This is a genomic window from Pseudoalteromonas sp. Scap25, assembly GCF_013394125.1.
Classification (GTDB): Bacteria; Pseudomonadota; Gammaproteobacteria; order Enterobacterales; family Alteromonadaceae; genus Pseudoalteromonas.
In genome coordinates, this window is sequence record NZ_CP041327.1 from 3,350,258 (window position 1) to 3,366,991 (window position 16,734).

Sequence of the window (16,734 nt, forward strand, 5' to 3'; positions counted from 1 at the left end):
TGTTAAGCTAAACAGCTTTAGGTTAGCCACATTTATATTTTCGGAGTAGTTTAGTACGTGTTCTCAAATCGATTTATCCGCATTTTGCCATTAGTGTTTATTTTATCCGGCTGTGAAACCACAACCGATACACCAACATCCCCCCCTGAAATTAAGGCTAACCCCAAAACAATTGTTAGTGAACAGCACGAAGATATTGCACAAATAGCTCCACTCACCACAAAAGAACCTGATGATGTATGGCAACGTATTAGGGCGCAGCTGTCATTTGCTGATTCCAGCCACCCGGCGGTGCAAAAACGCATTGCATGGTATTTAACTCATCCAAATTATATGGATGAAATTAGCCGCCGTGCTGAGCCTTACCTTTACTATATTGTAAACGAAGTCGAAAAACGCGGGTTACCCATTGAGTTGGCATTAATGCCGTTGATTGAAAGTGACTTTGATGCCAGTGCGTACTCACATAAACATGCCTCTGGGTTGTGGCAACTAACGCCTGCTATTGCTAAATATTTTAAAGTGCAAATATCACCTTGGTATGACGGGCGTCAAGACTTAGTAGACAGTACCCGAGCTGCGCTGGATTTTATGGAGTATTTACACAAGCGCTTTGATGGCAATTGGTATCATGCAATTGCGGCTTATAACGTAGGTGAAGGCCGTGTACAACGAGCCATCAGAAGTAATAAAAAGCAGGGTAAGCCCACTGATTTTTTTAATTTAAAACTGCCCAAACAAACCAGTCAGTACGTGCCAAAATTACTAGCTGCGGCACAATTATTAAAAAGCCAAAAAATGGCTTTTCCTGCAATTTCAAACAGCCCAACAATTGCAGTATTACCTATTGATGGCGCTGTTATTTTAGATAACCAAAAGCAATGGCAGCAACTTGAATCTTTAAACCATGGTGTGATCCGCTTTCCTGCCATTATTGATGCACCCCACATTGTTGTTCCAGTTGCTGAACAAACACAATTTAAAAACATGCTCGCTAATCTTGATTCCAATGATTATAGTCAGTGGCAACACTACACAGTAAAACGTGGCGATAGCTTAAGTGTTATAGCGAAACGCTACAAAGTGGGTATTAGCCAACTCAAAGCGTTTAACGATCTAAAAAGTAACACCATTAGAATTGGCCAAAAGCTTGTGCTCCCTCAATTAGCCGATACCCAAATTGAACATCAGGTTAAATCAGGCGAAAGTTTATGGAAAATCGCTAAGTATTACAAAGTAAGTATTAATAAACTCAAACAATGGAATAACCTTTCGAGCGACCACTTAAAAATAGGTAAAAAACTTACTGTATTCTTGTCTAATAGCTAACTACCTCGCTGATTATTAAATATATGGACTGATGACTTTATCAGCCCATACACCCTTCAAAAGACCTAAATTTAGATTCGATCTTGCACATATTTGCCGTCGGCGCGTTCCTTCGTAGTGACCACGCAGTAGAATATCGTAGTGCCTACAGCGCTAGAGAGCCACATAGCAAGGTACATTTATGTTTTTAATGGGATGCGTTGGCTCTGAGGTTAACGTTGCGTTATTTTGCCCCGGGGTTCTAGATACTCAACCCACGCTACGGTGGTCAGATTTACGCTGTGCAGCTGATAGCTGACGGCTGATACTTTCACTTTCCTGCAGACGTAAAAAAGCCCGACTCTTTCGAATCGGGCTTTCTCTTATTTGGAGCCTGGTAATGACCTACTTTCACATAACAAATGCTACACTATCATCGGCGCTGTTTCGTTTCACTACTGAGTTCGGCATGGGGTCAGGTGGGTCCAAAACGCTATTGTCACCAAGCAAATTTGGTGTAAGTTCGATTTAATCGAGCTTACTAAAATTTGGAATTCTGATAATAAAATGTCTTCAGTAATCTACTTTAGTTATATTAACTTCTTCGCTTGTTTCACTATCACATAAAACGCGTTTGGCGTTGTATGGTTAAGCCTCACGGGTAATTAGTACAAGTTAGCTTAATGGCTCACACCACTTCCACATCTTGCCTATCAACGTTGTAGTCTTCAACGGCCCTTCAGAGACTTTAAAAGTCTAGTGAGAACTCATCTCGAGGCCTGCTTCGCGCTTAGATGCTTTCAGCGCTTATCAGTTCCGAACGTAGCTACCGGGCAATGCCATTGGCATGACAACCCGAACACCAGCGGTTCGTTCACTCCGGTCCTCTCGTACTAGGAGCAACCCCTCTCAATTCTCAAACGCCCACGGCAGATAGGGACCGAACTGTCTCACGACGTTCTAAACCCAGCTCGCGTACCACTTTAAATGGCGAACAGCCATACCCTTGGGACCGACTTCAGCCCCAGGATGTGATGAGCCGACATCGAGGTGCCAAACACCGCCGTCGATATGAACTCTTGGGCGGTATCAGCCTGTTATCCCCGGAGTACCTTTTATCCGTTGAGCGATGGCCCTTCCATTCAGAACCACCGGATCACTATGACCTACTTTCGTACCTGCTCGACGTGTCTGTCTCGCAGTTAAGCTGGCTTCTACCATTACACTAACCGTACGATGTCCGACCGTACTTAGCCAACCTTCGTGCTCCTCCGTTACTCTTTGGGAGGAGACCGCCCCAGTCAAACTACCCACCAGGCACTGTCCGTAACCCCGATTCAGGGGCCAACGTTAGAACATCAAAACTACAAGGGTGGTATTTCAAGGACGACTCCACAAAAACTAGCGTCTCTGCTTCAAAGTCTCCCACCTATCCTACACATGTAGGTTCAATGTTCAGTGCCAAGCTGTAGTAAAGGTTCACGGGGTCTTTCCGTCTAGCCGCGGGTACACAGCATCTTCACTGCGATTTCAATTTCACTGAGTCTCGGGTGGAGACAGCGTGGCCATGGTTACACCATTCGTGCAGGTCGGAACTTACCCGACAAGGAATTTCGCTACCTTAGGACCGTTATAGTTACGGCCGCCGTTTACCGGGGCTTCGATCAAGAGCTTCTCCGAAGATAACCCCATCAATTAACCTTCCGGCACCGGGCAGGTGTCACACCGTATACGTCATCTTGCGATTTTGCACAGTGCTGTGTTTTTAATAAACAGTCCCAGCCACCTGGTCACTGCGGCTCCAATCAGCTTAGAGAGCAAGTCTCATCACCAATCGGAGCGTACCTTCTCCCGAAGTTACGGTACGATTTTGCCTAGTTCCTTCACCCGAGTTCTCTCAAGCGCCTTAGTATTCTCTACCTGACCACCTGTGTCGGTTTGGGGTACGATTCGGTATAATCTGAAGCTTAGAGGCTTTTCCTGGAAGTATGGCATCAGCAACTTCATCACCGTAGTGACTCGTCTCGTGTCTCAGCCTAACAGCAACCCGGATTTACCTAAGTCACTAGCCTACACACTTTCACATGGACTACCATCGCCATGCTTGCTTAGCCTGCTCCGTCCCCCCATCGCAATTATACCAAGTACGGAAATATTAATCCGTTTCCCATCGACTACGCCTTTCGGCCTCGCCTTAGGGGTCGACTTACCCTACCCTGATTAACATGGGATAGGAACCCTTGGTCTTCCGGCGTGCGGGTTTTTCACCCGCATTATCGTTACTCATGTCAGCATTCGCACTTCTGATACGTCCAGCATACCTCCCGGTACACCTTCAACCGCTTACAGAACGCTCCCCTACCACTCAGAATAAATTCTGAATCCGCAGCTTCGGTGCATAGTTTAGCCCCGTTACATCTTCCGCGCAGACCGACTCGACCAGTGAGCTATTACGCTTTCTTTAAAGGATGGCTGCTTCTAAGCCAACCTCCTGGCTGTCTGGGCCTTTCCACATCGTTTCCCACTTAACTATGACTTTGGGACCTTAGCTGGCGGTCTGGGTTGTTTCCCTCTTCACGACGGACGTTAGCACCCGCCGTGTGTCTCCCGGATATTACTTTACGGTATTCGGAGTTTGCAAAGGGTTGGTAAGTCGGGATGACCCCCTAGCCTTAACAGTGCTCTACCCCCGTAAGTATTCGTCCGAGGCTCTACCTAAATAGATTTCGGGGAGAACCAGCTATCTCCCGGTTTGATTAGCCTTTCACTCCTAACCACAGGTCATCCCCTAACTTTTCAACGTTAGTGGGTTCGGTCCTCCAATTGATGTTACTCAATCTTCAACCTGCCCATGGCTAGATCACCGGGTTTCGGGTCTATACCTTGCAACTATTCGCCCAGTTAAGACTCGGTTTCCCTACGGCTACCCTAATCGGTTAACCTCGCTACAAAATATAAGTCGCTGACCCATTATACAAAAGGTACGCAGTCACCCTCGAGGGGCTCCTACTGCTTGTACGTACACGGTTTCAGGTTCTATTTCACTCCCCTCACAGGGGTTCTTTTCGCCTTTCCCTCACGGTACTGGTTCACTATCGGTCAGTTGGGAGTATTTAGCCTTAGATGATGGTCCACCTATATTCAGTCAAAGTTTCACGTGCTCCGACCTACTCGATTTCACTTAAAATGCGTTTTCATGTACGGGACTATCACCCTGTATCGTGGCACTTTCCAGAGCCTTCCATTAACACATAATAAGCTTAAGGGCTGTTCCGATTTCGCTCGCCGCTACTATCGGAATCTCGGTTGATTTCTTTTCCTACGGGTACTTAGATGTTTCAGTTCTCCGCGTTCGCCTCGTTAACCTATGTATTCAGTTAACGATACCTGCAAGCAGGTGGGTTTCCCCATTCGGAAATCCTAGTCTCAAGTGCTTTTTACTAGCTTGACTAGGCTTATCGCAAGTTAATACGTCCTTCATCGCCTCCAACTGCCAAGGCATCCACCGTGTACGCTTAGTCACTTAACCATACAACCCAAACGGGTCTTTGTTTTGTGACAGTTTAACTTCGCCAGAAGTTAATATTGAATACTAAAGTAGATACCAATTAATCCGAGGATTAAATGGCACTGAATGATACTGCTATCATTCTTTTTTACTTTTGAAAACTCTGTACAAATACAATGTATTCATACGAATTTTATTATCAGCTTTTCCAAATTTTTAAAGAGCATATTAATTAGTAAACTCAAAGAGCAAACTAACTAACAATCATCTGTGTGGACACTACGAACAAATAAGTTCTAAATCGTATAAGGAGGTGATCCAGCCCCAGGTTCCCCTAGGGCTACCTTGTTACGACTTCACCCCAGTCATGAATCACTCCGTGGTAAACGTCCTCCCGAGGGTTAGACTATCTACTTCTGGAGCAACCCACTCCCATGGTGTGACGGGCGGTGTGTACAAGGCCCGGGAACGTATTCACCGCGTCATTCTGATACGCGATTACTAGCGATTCCGACTTCATGGAGTCGAGTTGCAGACTCCAATCCGGACTACGACGCACTTTAAGTGATTCGCTTACTCTCGCGAGTTCGCAGCACTCTGTATGCGCCATTGTAGCACGTGTGTAGCCCTACACGTAAGGGCCATGATGACTTGACGTCGTCCCCACCTTCCTCCGGTTTATCACCGGCAGTCTCCTTAGAGTTCTCAGCATTACCTGCTAGCAACTAAGGATAGGGGTTGCGCTCGTTGCGGGACTTAACCCAACATCTCACAACACGAGCTGACGACAGCCATGCAGCACCTGTATCAGAGTTCCCGAAGGCACCAAACCATCTCTGGTAAGTTCTCTGTATGTCAAGTGTAGGTAAGGTTCTTCGCGTTGCATCGAATTAAACCACATGCTCCACCGCTTGTGCGGGCCCCCGTCAATTCATTTGAGTTTTAACCTTGCGGCCGTACTCCCCAGGCGGTCTACTTAATGCGTTAGCTTTGAAAAACAGAACCGAGGTTCCGAGCTTCTAGTAGACATCGTTTACGGCGTGGACTACCAGGGTATCTAATCCTGTTTGCTCCCCACGCTTTCGTACATGAGCGTCAGTGTTGACCCAGGTGGCTGCCTTCGCCATCGGTATTCCTTCAGATCTCTACGCATTTCACCGCTACACCTGAAATTCTACCACCCTCTATCACACTCTAGTTTGCCAGTTCGAAATGCAGTTCCCAGGTTGAGCCCGGGGCTTTCACATCTCGCTTAACAAACCGCCTGCGTACGCTTTACGCCCAGTAATTCCGATTAACGCTCGCACCCTCCGTATTACCGCGGCTGCTGGCACGGAGTTAGCCGGTGCTTCTTCTGTCAGTAACGTCACAGCTAGCAGGTATTAACTACTAACCTTTCCTCCTGACTGAAAGTGCTTTACAACCCGAAGGCCTTCTTCACACACGCGGCATGGCTGCATCAGGCTTGCGCCCATTGTGCAATATTCCCCACTGCTGCCTCCCGTAGGAGTCTGGGCCGTGTCTCAGTCCCAGTGTGGCTGATCATCCTCTCAAACCAGCTAGGGATCGTCGCCTTGGTGAGCCATTACCTCACCAACTAGCTAATCCCACTTGGGCCAATCTAAAGGCGAGAGCCGAAGCCCCCTTTGGTCCGTAGACATTATGCGGTATTAGCAGTCGTTTCCAACTGTTGTCCCCCACCTCAAGGCATGTTCCCAAGCATTACTCACCCGTCCGCCGCTCGTCAGCAAAGTAGCAAGCTACTTTCTGTTACCGCTCGACTTGCATGTGTTAGGCCTGCCGCCAGCGTTCAATCTGAGCCATGATCAAACTCTTCAATTAAAAAGTTTTATGTCTTTCGACAGCTCAATGAATTCTGAATTTATTTAATATCTTTCGATATTGAATTGACTGTGCTGCAATTCCTACCTAAGTAGTTATTGCTGTTGGTCACTCAGTTTCAATTGAGACTCTAAATTTGTTTGCCTTACTTAGTAAACGAAGCTTGGCTGTTAGAACTCAACCTGTACGAGTGCCCACACAGATGATTGCTTTATATTGTTAAAGAACGTTGCGATTAAAGCGTTAAACTTTATCTCGCTAGGGCTGCGCATATTACGCTTTCCTATTTTTTTGTCAACACTTAATTTTCAGTTTCTTTTAAAGATTTGAAAGCTAAGTTTTACTCGACTCACTTACCGTTTGTTCAGCGCTTTTCATTGCTGCCTGCCGGGTCAGTGGATGCGCATTATAGGGATATTCTGGAGAGGGTCAATGCTTTATTTCAGTTTTATTAAATTAATTTCAATTTAGTACAATAACCATACAAACAAAGGGCTACAGGGCTGTTTTTGATTAAAAAGCATTCACATAAGGCATGATTATTGAGAGGGGAGGAAGTAAAAGCGATTTATAGATAACCGCTACATCGCTTTTACTTAAAACTTTACTAATTACTGAGTTGTTATTTCCCATACGGCAATTGAGCCTGAGATTTCATTACCGATTATAAGCAGTGCTTCGTTTGTTGCACTTTGCGCTGCAGGAACAAATGTCATTCCTTCAGGAGCAAGATCGCCACTTATATCTGCACTTGGTTCTAAACCACGATTATAAAAGTAGTCTTGAAATTTCACATCATAAGGGTTGGTTATATCAAACACCATTATTGTGCCCATACGCTCTAAGCCAACAAAAGCAAATAACCTATCGCCAACCTCACCTAATGTTAGCGCTTCGGGTTCTGCCCCTTTATCATCTGAGCGTGTATCGCCTTTATTTTCATCTTCGTTATTATTGAATGCATTGCCATGAACAGAAGCGGTTACTCGTGCAATTTGATCGCCTGAGTCAAACACCACCAGCCCATTGCTATCCCAAATGGTAAATGACCGTGCGCCATAAGCATAAAGCGATTCGTATTGGCCATCATTATTTTTATCACCTTTTACTGTAGTGACTTTCAAACGACCAATGTCGTTATCATCGTTATTTAAGTAATCGAAGTTAGCTGCGAGAGCTAGATCTTCTACGCGGCTTTCATCTATATATGCCAAACACCCATCTTTAGCGTCATAATCAAGGCCGCCCTGAGCGATGCAATCAGCTTCATCGCTGGCATCAAAAAAGTATTCGCGTGCATCACCCTCGTTGGCAGATACAATAAAGTTGGCTCCTTTCCAACTAAAACTTGCAATTGTATCTGGCTGATACATGCCATATAAACCAGGGTATGATTTAAAGTTAACACCGCCGTCTTTGTCTGAAGCGTCAAATTGTAAGTTTGACCAATCTTTAAAACCGAGCCCTTTTAGCTCAAGGGAATTATCTTCAAGATTGATGATAGCTAGAGCGTTATTTTCTTGAATAGAGACATAGGCGTATTTATTATCCTTGGAAATACTCACATACTCTGGCTCTAAATCCATAGCGACGGTGGTATTTATTAAATTACCATTAATAGTACGTCCAGTAGGATTGGCAAACACTAAACCCTGCGCTTCTAATTCTGCTTGCTTATTATTGTAAGCTTGAAAGTTTATGCTCATAGCAGTATCGGCAATAGTGCCGTTATTAATATCGATAATGCTGATAGTGCCTTCGGGGTCGATACTGTAGTCGCCATTAGGTTCACCTTCATTAGCAACCACTACTTTTGCACCATCATGGCTAAATGTCACCATGTCGGGTAGGGCACCTACTGTTACATTTTTAATAAATACTGGTGTATCTCCGCCAATATTGTAAAACGCTATTTGGCCAGCTTCGCCCAAGTTTGTAGCAGCCATTGCTACCGCTAATAATTGGTTATTTGCATCGATAGCTATGCTGTTTGCATCGCCAGGCGTATTTTCATTTAGTGAGAGCGTAATGGCAGAGGCTAAGTTGGTCGCGGTTACAATACCTTCGTTATCTTTTACTAATGCAGCGGTGTCGAACGTATCGGCAAGAATGATATTCACAACAGCTTCATCACCAGAGCTATTAATGGCATAAATCCATTTTTTAGAGGCTTGGTAGGCGACTATTTCAGCTGCCCCTTCCGGGCTTTGTGCATTGAGTACTGCGCGGCCAATAAGTTTGATATTTAAAGCTGAATTTGCATTAGTGCCGTTTTCGCCATTATTACCCGCTGTACCTTGTACACCCTGTGCGCCATCTTGGCCGTCATCACCATCTAGTGAGCAACCAGTTAATAGTGATAGCAAAGAAAGGGCTATTATTGATTTGTTTAACATTATTGTTTTCCTTAGTGTTGTATTAGTTAAATATCAACACACAGGGATGACAACAGCATGGCATTTTTATTTATAGAATATTTAGACAATAAAAAAGCGAGTTATGAAACTCGCTTTAAATAGGGCTTGGCCTGTTACTCATTTAAATAGGGCTTGGCCTGTTACTCATTTAAATAGGGCTTGGCCTGTTACTCATTTAAATGGACTGGCTGCTACATATTATTTATATAATCATCGCGCCTTTTTCGAGTTATTTTTATAAACTCTTTTAACTCATCAACGGAAGGTTCAATACCTTGTTGATTTTTATGTTCAAACCAATCGGTAACATCACTGATTATGACAGAGCCACCCTGTAGGCATAATTCATCATTTTTATCCAAACATCGGGACCTCTGAATGATGGACTGGTATACCAATTACAAAAGCTATATCCCTCACGTGTTAATTTAGATTCAATGTAAAAGCTATTAACAATAGATAAAATTATATATAAAGGTATTGCGCGCAGCATAAGCTTTACCATTAACCTTACTGTTTTTTCATTGCGGAAGTTCAATACTTTTTGTAAGCCTGCAATTGTCATTAAAACAGGAAATGGAGCCATTACTATTATCGGAGCCAACAAGCCGCTTTCTCGAATATAATAAAGCGACTCATCAAAATAAACATTTTCAACAAACCCATAATAAGAGAAATAAAATAAAGCAATTGTAAATAATATAAAAGCAAACAGGCCTATCACAACAATTAATTTATGTTCGAAGCTTTGCTCTGTAAAACGTTCTTCGGATTTTTTCCATTCTAAAATAGACATTGTTTATAGCTTATTTTTATTAGGGTTAAATTTACCTTTGGAAGCCAGAAAAATCCCTTTATAAAATTATTTAGCTTAGCTGGTTATTTTAAATAAAAACGACTGCAGCAATTTTGAGTTAATTTTAACGATTATACTCTGCTCTAGTTTCTTGTATAAAAACTTCAAGTTCATTAATTGTTGGCTCAATACCTTGTTGACTTTTCTGTTCAAACCAATCGGTAACATCACTGGTTATGACAGAGCCATCTTGTAAGCATAACTCATCATTTTTTAACCAAACATCGGGACCTCTGAATGATGGACTGGTATACCAATTACAATAAGTATAGCCATTGCTTTTTATATATGACTCTATATACAAGTTGAAAGGGATTACTAGCAAAAGAAATAAAGATAATGCAATAAACAACCCTTTAACAAAGCCTGTCATTAAGTATTCAGATTTATAATTTAATAACTTCTGAATAGAAGCTAAAAAAAATAATGCAAATTAAGATAGGCCCTAAAAAATTTATAAATAATTCTTTAAAAGCGAGGTTTCTGCCACTCTTACTTGCTTTTTCCCATTTAAATATTTTCATAATACTTTTATGCTCGGAACTCCAAATAATGTACCGAATATTCCATAAGGGTCTTCACTCAGTACTTTATTAAAGCCTATTAATAATGAATAGACCATTACCTGATAATATACTTTTTAACTAGCTTCGGGTTTCCTTTCAACGATTGCACGACGAGCATAAGCTGACATGCCGCACTTCCTTCAGTTATATTTTATATACGTTATTGAGTAATCTAATTAATTAAAAATATTTAGATAATAAAAAAGCGAGTTATGAAACTCGCTTTAAATATTTAATAAGTAATGGTCATTACTATTTTTTAACTGGGCGTTTCCAACCATCTAAATTACGTTGCTTGCCACGTGCTACGGCTAGCTGATCATCCGCTACGGCATTGGTAATAACAGAGCCTGCACCCACAGTTGCTGTAGCACCAATGTTTACAGGAGCAACCAGTGACGAGTTAGACCCTATAAAGGCATTATTGCCAATAATGGTTTTTGCTTTATTAACCCCATCGTAGTTACAGGTAATTGTGCCTGCGCCAATATTCACTTTCTCGCCAATTTCAGCATCACCTAAGTAACTTAAGTGGTTTGCTTTAGAACCTTTGCCTAAACGGGTTTTTTTCATTTCGACAAAATTGCCAATGTGCGAGTCTTCTTCCATTACTGCACCAGGACGAAGGCGGGCGTATGGACCGAGTGTACATTGAGCCGCAACTGATGCATCTTCAATTAGTGTATTGGCTTTAATAATAACATTGTCACCGATGCTACAGTTTTTAAGTACACAGTTAGGTCCAATTTGTACGTTATTACCAAGCGTTACATTGCCTTCAAAAATAACGTTTATATCAATTAATACGTCTTCCCCTGTTTTAACGTCGCCACGTACGTCAATACGTGCAGGGTCAGCAAGGGTGGCTCCATTTAACATCAAGTCTTCTGCTTGCCATGCTTGGTAAGCACGCTCTAATCCTGCAAGTTGTACGCGGTTATTTGCACCTTCAACTTCCATTGGATGATCAGGCTGTGCTGATGTAATTTCTACACCTTCACTATGCGCCATAGCAACTATATCTGTTAGGTAGTATTCACCTTGAGCATTATTGTTAGACAAGTTACCTAACCATGTTTTTAAAAGCTTACCATTAACCGCCATAATGCCGGTGTTTACTTCGTTAATAAGTAACTGCTCTGCATTAGCATCTTTTTGTTCAACAATACCCACTAGCTTTCCATCAACACGTAGCATACGCCCGTAACCATTTGGGTTTGCTAAATTAACGGTTAATACTGCTAAGCCATTTTTAGGTGTCGCTGCTAATAAGCGTTCAAGTGTAGATTGCTTTGTTAAAGGTACGTCACCGTATAAAACCAGTACGGTGTCGTCGTCATTTATATGTGGGTTAGCTTGTGCCACTGCGTGGCCTGTACCTAGCTGTTCAGCTTGCAGCACCCAGTTTACGTTATTATCGGCTAATTGTTGTTGTAATAGTTCGCCGCCGTGACCATAAACTAAGTTAGTCGATGTAGCACCTAGCGCATTGGCATTATCGATAACATGTTGCACCATAGGTTTACCTGCCACTTTATGCAGTACCTTAGGCAGAGCAGAGCGCATACGGGTACCTTTACCCGCTGCAAGAATAACCGTTGTTAGAGCCATTAAAACAATTTCCTTTTTCCGTTGTTTTAGCTTAATAGAATAAGTGTGCTGCAAAGTAGATTACGTAAGTCACATCATGTGCAAATACTCAGTAGGCTAAGCAATGACTACTGAATCTTAACTTAAGCAAAGTAACACCTAATAGAATAGGGTTATTGTAGCGAGGATCTTGCGTAGATATAAGTAATAATGAAGAGATATTAGCCATAACGATTAATTTATTTACAAATAGCGACAGGATTTATCATCAGGCACAAAAAAGCCCACATAAAGTGGGCTTTTAAAAACCAGATAGGCTTACTTTTTACGTAATTGCTGAATAACGCGTAGCTGAGCAATTGCTTCAGCTAGTTGCATTGCGGCTTGATTGTAATCAAGCTCAGCAGATGCACCTTTTGCCATTTGGGCTTCAGCGTCACGTTTAGCTTGCTCTGCAGCTTTCTCGTCCAGGTCTTCACCACGAACAGCTGTATCAGCAAGTACGGTCACTATGTTCGGTTGAACTTCTAGTGTACCGCCAGCAATATAGATGAGTTCTTCTTCACCAAATTGCTTAACTAAACGTACCATACCAGGTTTAAGGGCAGTTAGTAGTGGGGCGTGACCGGCATTAACACCTAACTCACCTTCACTACCAGATACTTGAATAGATTCTACTAAACCAGAAAATAATTTCTCTTCAGCACTTACTACATCAAGATGTACAGTCATAGCTGCCATACTACCCTCCTAATTACATGCTTTTAGCTTTTTCTTGAGCTTCTTCAATAGAGCCAACCATGTAGAACGCTTGCTCTGGCATATCATCAAACTCACCGTTTAAGATACCTTTGAAGCCTGCAATTGTGTCTTTAAGTGAAACGTATTTACCTGGCGCACCTGTAAATACCTCTGCCACGAAGAATGGCTGAGATAGGAAACGCTGGATTTTACGTGCACGAGATACAAGTTGCTTATCTTCGTCAGAAAGCTCGTCCATACCTAGAATCGCGATGATGTCTTTAAGTTCTTTGTAACGCTGAAGAACTGTTTGAACGCCGCGCGCTATACCGTAATGCTCTTCACCGATTACTTGTGGATCAAGCTGACGTGAAGATGAATCAAGAGGGTCTACCGCTGGGTAGATACCTAGTGATGCGATATCACGTGAAAGTACCACTGTTGCATCTAAGTGAGCAAACGTTGTTGCTGGAGATGGATCCGTTAAATCATCCGCAGGTACGTATACCGCTTGGATTGAAGTAATTGAACCAGTCTTAGTAGATGCGATACGCTCTTGAAGTACACCCATTTCTTCAGCAAGTGTAGGCTGGTAACCTACCGCTGATGGCATACGACCAAGAAGTGCTGATACTTCTGTACCCGCAAGTGTATAACGGTAGATGTTATCTACGAAGAAAAGTACGTCGCGACCTTCATCACGGAACTTCTCAGCCATAGTAAGACCTGTTAACGCTACGCGTAAACGGTTACCCGGTGGCTCGTTCATCTGACCGTATACAAGCGATACTTTATCAAGTACGTTTGAATCGTTCATCTCATGGTAGAAATCGTTACCCTCACGAGTACGCTCACCAACACCTGCGAATACTGAGTAGCCGCTGTGCTCGATTGCGATGTTACGGATAAGTTCCATCATGTTTACGGTTTTACCAACACCGGCACCACCGAATAAACCAACTTTACCACCTTTAGCGAATGGACATACAAGGTCGATTACCTTGATACCCGTTTCTAAAAGTTCAACTGAGCTTGATTGCTCTTCGTAAGTAGGTGCTGCACGGTGGATAGACATACGCTCGTCTTCACCGATTGGACCTGCTTCATCAATTGGCTCACCAAGTACGTTCATGATACGACCTAGGGTCTTAGTACCAACTGGAACTTGAATTGCTTCGCCTGTGTTTTCTACTGAAGCACCACGACGTAAACCGTCTGTAGTACCTAGTGCGATAGTACGTACCACACCGCCACCTAGCTGCTGTTGAACTTCTAAAGTCAAACCAGCTAAATCGCCATCTGTTACTTTTAGCGCGTCATATACGGCTGGCACGCTGTCTTGTGGAAATTCGATATCCACAACGGCGCCGATAATTTGGACGACCTTACCTAAACTCATGTCTATTCCTCTCGTTAATCTTTGCCTGAAGCATTAAACTGCTGCTGAACCAGAACAAATCTCACTAATTTCTTGTGTGATTGCTGCTTGGCGAGCTTTGTTATATACAAGCTGTAACTCATCCATAAGGTCACCGGCATTATCAGTTGCAGCTTTCATTGCAACCATGCGGGCAGCCTGTTCAGAGGCAGCGTTTTCAACTACACCTTGGTATACTTGAGATTCAATGAAACGTACTAACAAAGACTCTAAAATAGCCTCTGGGTTTGGTTCATATAAGTAATCCCACGCATGTGTAGATACTTCTTCTTCAGCTTTTGGCAAAGGGAGTAACTGATCTACTATTGGCTCTTGCTTCATGGTATTAACAAAGTTGTTATATACCAGGAATAAACGGTCAATTTTACCTTCAGAGAATGCATCTAGCATTATTTTTACCGGACCAATTACGTCCTGTACTGAAGGCTTATCTCCAAGACCTGCTTTTTTAGCAAGCACTTGACCACCAAAACGTTGAAAGAAGCCAGCTGCTTTACTACCTAAAGTAGCAAAATCAGCATCTACGCCTTTCTCTTTCCACGCTTTAATGTCTAATGCAACTTTCTTAAACTCATTTGAGTTTAAGCCGCCACATAGACCACGGTCAGTAGAGATAACAATATAACCAACTCGTTTTACTTCACGTTCTTCTAAGAACGGGTGAGTAAAATCAAGATTTGCTTGAGCAACACGACCAATCACTTTACGTAATTTTTCAGCGTATGGACGGCTTGAAGCCACTCGTTCTTGCGCCTTTTTCATTTTAGACGCAGCAACCATTTCCATTGCGCTAGTGATCTTTTGAGTATTTTTAATACTGCCGATCTTGCTTTTAATCTCTTTTCCGCTGGCCATGACTCTCTCTCCGAATCAAGGTGTGCCTTAGAATATAAAGCACACCATTAATAACTAAATTACCAAGTTTGCGTAGACTTGCACTTCTCTAGAAGTTCTTTAAGCTGCGCTTCGATCTCGGCGTTGTAGTTACCAGTTTCATTGATTTGAGCCATAAGCTCTGCGTATGTGCTATTTGCGAAAGAAAGTAATGCCGCTTCGAAATCCATGATTTTAGAGATTTCGATGTCTTGCAAGTAACCTTTCTCAGCTGCGAATAACGACAAAGACATTTCAGCAACAGACATTGGCGCGTACTGTTTCTGCTTCATTAGCTCTGTTACACGCTCACCATGCTCAAGTTGAGCACGAGTAGCATCATCAAGGTCAGACGCGAACTGCGAGAACGCAGCTAATTCACGGTACTGAGCTAGGGCTAGACGGATACCGCCACCTAGTTTCTTAACGATTTTAGTTTGTGCAGCACCACCAACACGCGATACCGAGATACCAGCATTTACTGCCGGACGGATACCTGAGTTGAATAAGTCAGTTTCTAAGAAGATCTGACCATCGGTGATAGAGATAACGTTTGTCGGTACGAACGCAGAAACGTCGCCGCCTTGAGTTTCAATGATAGGCAATGCCGTCAATGAACCTGTTTTACCTTTCACTTCACCATTAGTGAACTTTTCTACGTAATCAGTGTTTACACGTGATGCACGCTCTAAAAGACGCGAGTGAAGGTAGAATACGTCACCTGGGTATGCTTCACGGCCTGGTGGACGCTTAAGTAGCAATGAGATTTGACGGTAAGCAACAGCTTGCTTAGATAAATCATCATATACGATTAATGCGTTTTCACCACGGTCACGGAAGTATTCACCCATAGTACAGCCCGAGAACGGTGCTAAGTACTGAAGTGCCGCAGATTCAGAAGCAGATGCTACAACTACGATAGTATTTGCAAGTGCACCGTGCTCTTCTAATTTACGTACTACGTTAGCAATAGTAGATGCTTTTTGACCAACCGCTACGTACACACACTTAACGCCTGTGTCTTTTTGGTTGATGATTGCATCGATTGCTAGTGCAGTTTTACCTGTTTGGCGGTCACCGATAACAAGCTCACGCTGACCACGACCAACTGGGATCATCGCATCGATAGATTTGTAACCAGTTTGTACTGGCTCATCTACTGATTGACGCTCGATTACACCTGGTGCAATTTTTTCTACAGGTTCAAAACCGTCGTTATCTAAAGCGCCTTTACCATCGATAGGAGCACCTAGCGTGTTTACAACACGACCAAGTAGACCCGCACCAACAGGAACTTCTAAGATACGACCAGTTGTGTATACTTTTACGCCTTCTGTAAGGTCAGCGTAAGGACCCATTACTACTGCACCAATTGAGTCGCGCTCAAGGTTTAGTGCGATAGCATAACGGTTGCCAGGAAGCTCAATCATCTCACCTTGCATACAGTCAGCTAGACCGTGGATGCGAATGATACCATCAGTAACAGATACAATTGTACCTTCGTTACGAGCTTCACTTACAACTTCGAACTTCTCAATACGTTGTTTGATCAGATCTGAAATTTCAGTGGAATTAAGTTGCATGCTCTTTTTCCC

General features: G+C 43.1%; 9 protein-coding genes and 3 rRNA genes. 1 reads left to right on the forward strand and 11 read right to left on the reverse strand.

Annotated features, from left to right (window positions below):
* The first annotated feature begins 57 nt into the window (after nt 1–57).
* A complete protein-coding gene (locus FLM54_RS15445; RefSeq protein WP_178956820.1) occupies nt 58–1,329 on the forward strand; it encodes a LysM peptidoglycan-binding domain-containing protein in 1,272 nt (423 codons plus the stop codon).
* 371 nt (nt 1,330–1,700) lie between these two features.
* On the opposite strand, the gene rrf is transcribed toward FLM54_RS15445, so the two are convergent.
* From rrf to atpA, 11 genes are all read right to left on the reverse strand, one after another.
* Nucleotides 1,701–1,815: ribosomal RNA gene (rrf, locus tag FLM54_RS15450) — 5S ribosomal RNA — on the reverse strand.
* Nucleotides 1,816–1,952: 137 nt separating this feature from the next.
* Nucleotides 1,953–4,837, reverse strand: a 23S ribosomal RNA gene (locus FLM54_RS15455).
* A 285-nt stretch (nt 4,838–5,122) separates the two neighbouring features.
* Nucleotides 5,123–6,658: ribosomal RNA gene (locus FLM54_RS15460) — 16S ribosomal RNA — on the reverse strand.
* The 16S, 23S and 5S rRNA genes sit together here, the layout of an rRNA operon.
* A 611-nt stretch (nt 6,659–7,269) precedes the next feature.
* Nucleotides 7,270–9,054 (reverse strand): choice-of-anchor I family protein, encoded by a 1,785-nt coding sequence (locus FLM54_RS15465; protein ID WP_178956821.1) that lies wholly within the window; start codon nt 9,052–9,054, stop codon nt 7,270–7,272.
* Between the two features lie 337 nt (nt 9,055–9,391).
* Nucleotides 9,392–9,871 (reverse strand): DUF1240 domain-containing protein, encoded by a 480-nt coding sequence (locus tag FLM54_RS15470; RefSeq protein ID WP_256729586.1) that lies wholly within the window; start codon nt 9,869–9,871, stop codon nt 9,392–9,394.
* Between the two features lie 124 nt (nt 9,872–9,995).
* On the reverse strand, nt 9,996–10,304 hold the full coding sequence (locus FLM54_RS15475; RefSeq protein ID WP_178956822.1) for a hypothetical protein: 309 nt from the start codon (nt 10,302–10,304) through the stop codon (nt 9,996–9,998).
* A 445-nt stretch (nt 10,305–10,749) separates the two neighbouring features.
* Complete coding sequence (glmU, locus tag FLM54_RS15480; RefSeq protein ID WP_178956823.1) at nt 10,750–12,108, reverse strand: bifunctional UDP-N-acetylglucosamine diphosphorylase/glucosamine-1-phosphate N-acetyltransferase GlmU; 1,359 nt, start codon at nt 12,106–12,108, stop codon at nt 10,750–10,752.
* 297 nt (nt 12,109–12,405) lie between these two features.
* Nucleotides 12,406–12,828: a F0F1 ATP synthase subunit epsilon gene (locus FLM54_RS15485; protein ID WP_008112140.1), complete on the reverse strand. Its 423-nt coding sequence runs from the start codon at nt 12,826–12,828 to the stop codon at nt 12,406–12,408.
* 13 nt (nt 12,829–12,841) lie between these two features.
* On the reverse strand, nt 12,842–14,227 hold the full coding sequence (atpD, locus tag FLM54_RS15490; RefSeq protein WP_008112138.1) for a F0F1 ATP synthase subunit beta: 1,386 nt from the start codon (nt 14,225–14,227) through the stop codon (nt 12,842–12,844).
* A 33-nt stretch (nt 14,228–14,260) separates the two neighbouring features.
* Nucleotides 14,261–15,121, reverse strand: a complete 861-nt coding sequence (gene atpG, locus FLM54_RS15495) for a F0F1 ATP synthase subunit gamma (protein ID WP_008112136.1) — start codon at nt 15,119–15,121, stop codon at nt 14,261–14,263.
* A gap of 59 nt (nt 15,122–15,180) precedes the next feature.
* Nucleotides 15,181–16,722, reverse strand: a complete 1,542-nt coding sequence (gene atpA, locus FLM54_RS15500; protein WP_008112134.1) for a F0F1 ATP synthase subunit alpha — start codon at nt 16,720–16,722, stop codon at nt 15,181–15,183.
* Between the last annotated feature and the right edge of the window lie 12 nt (nt 16,723–16,734).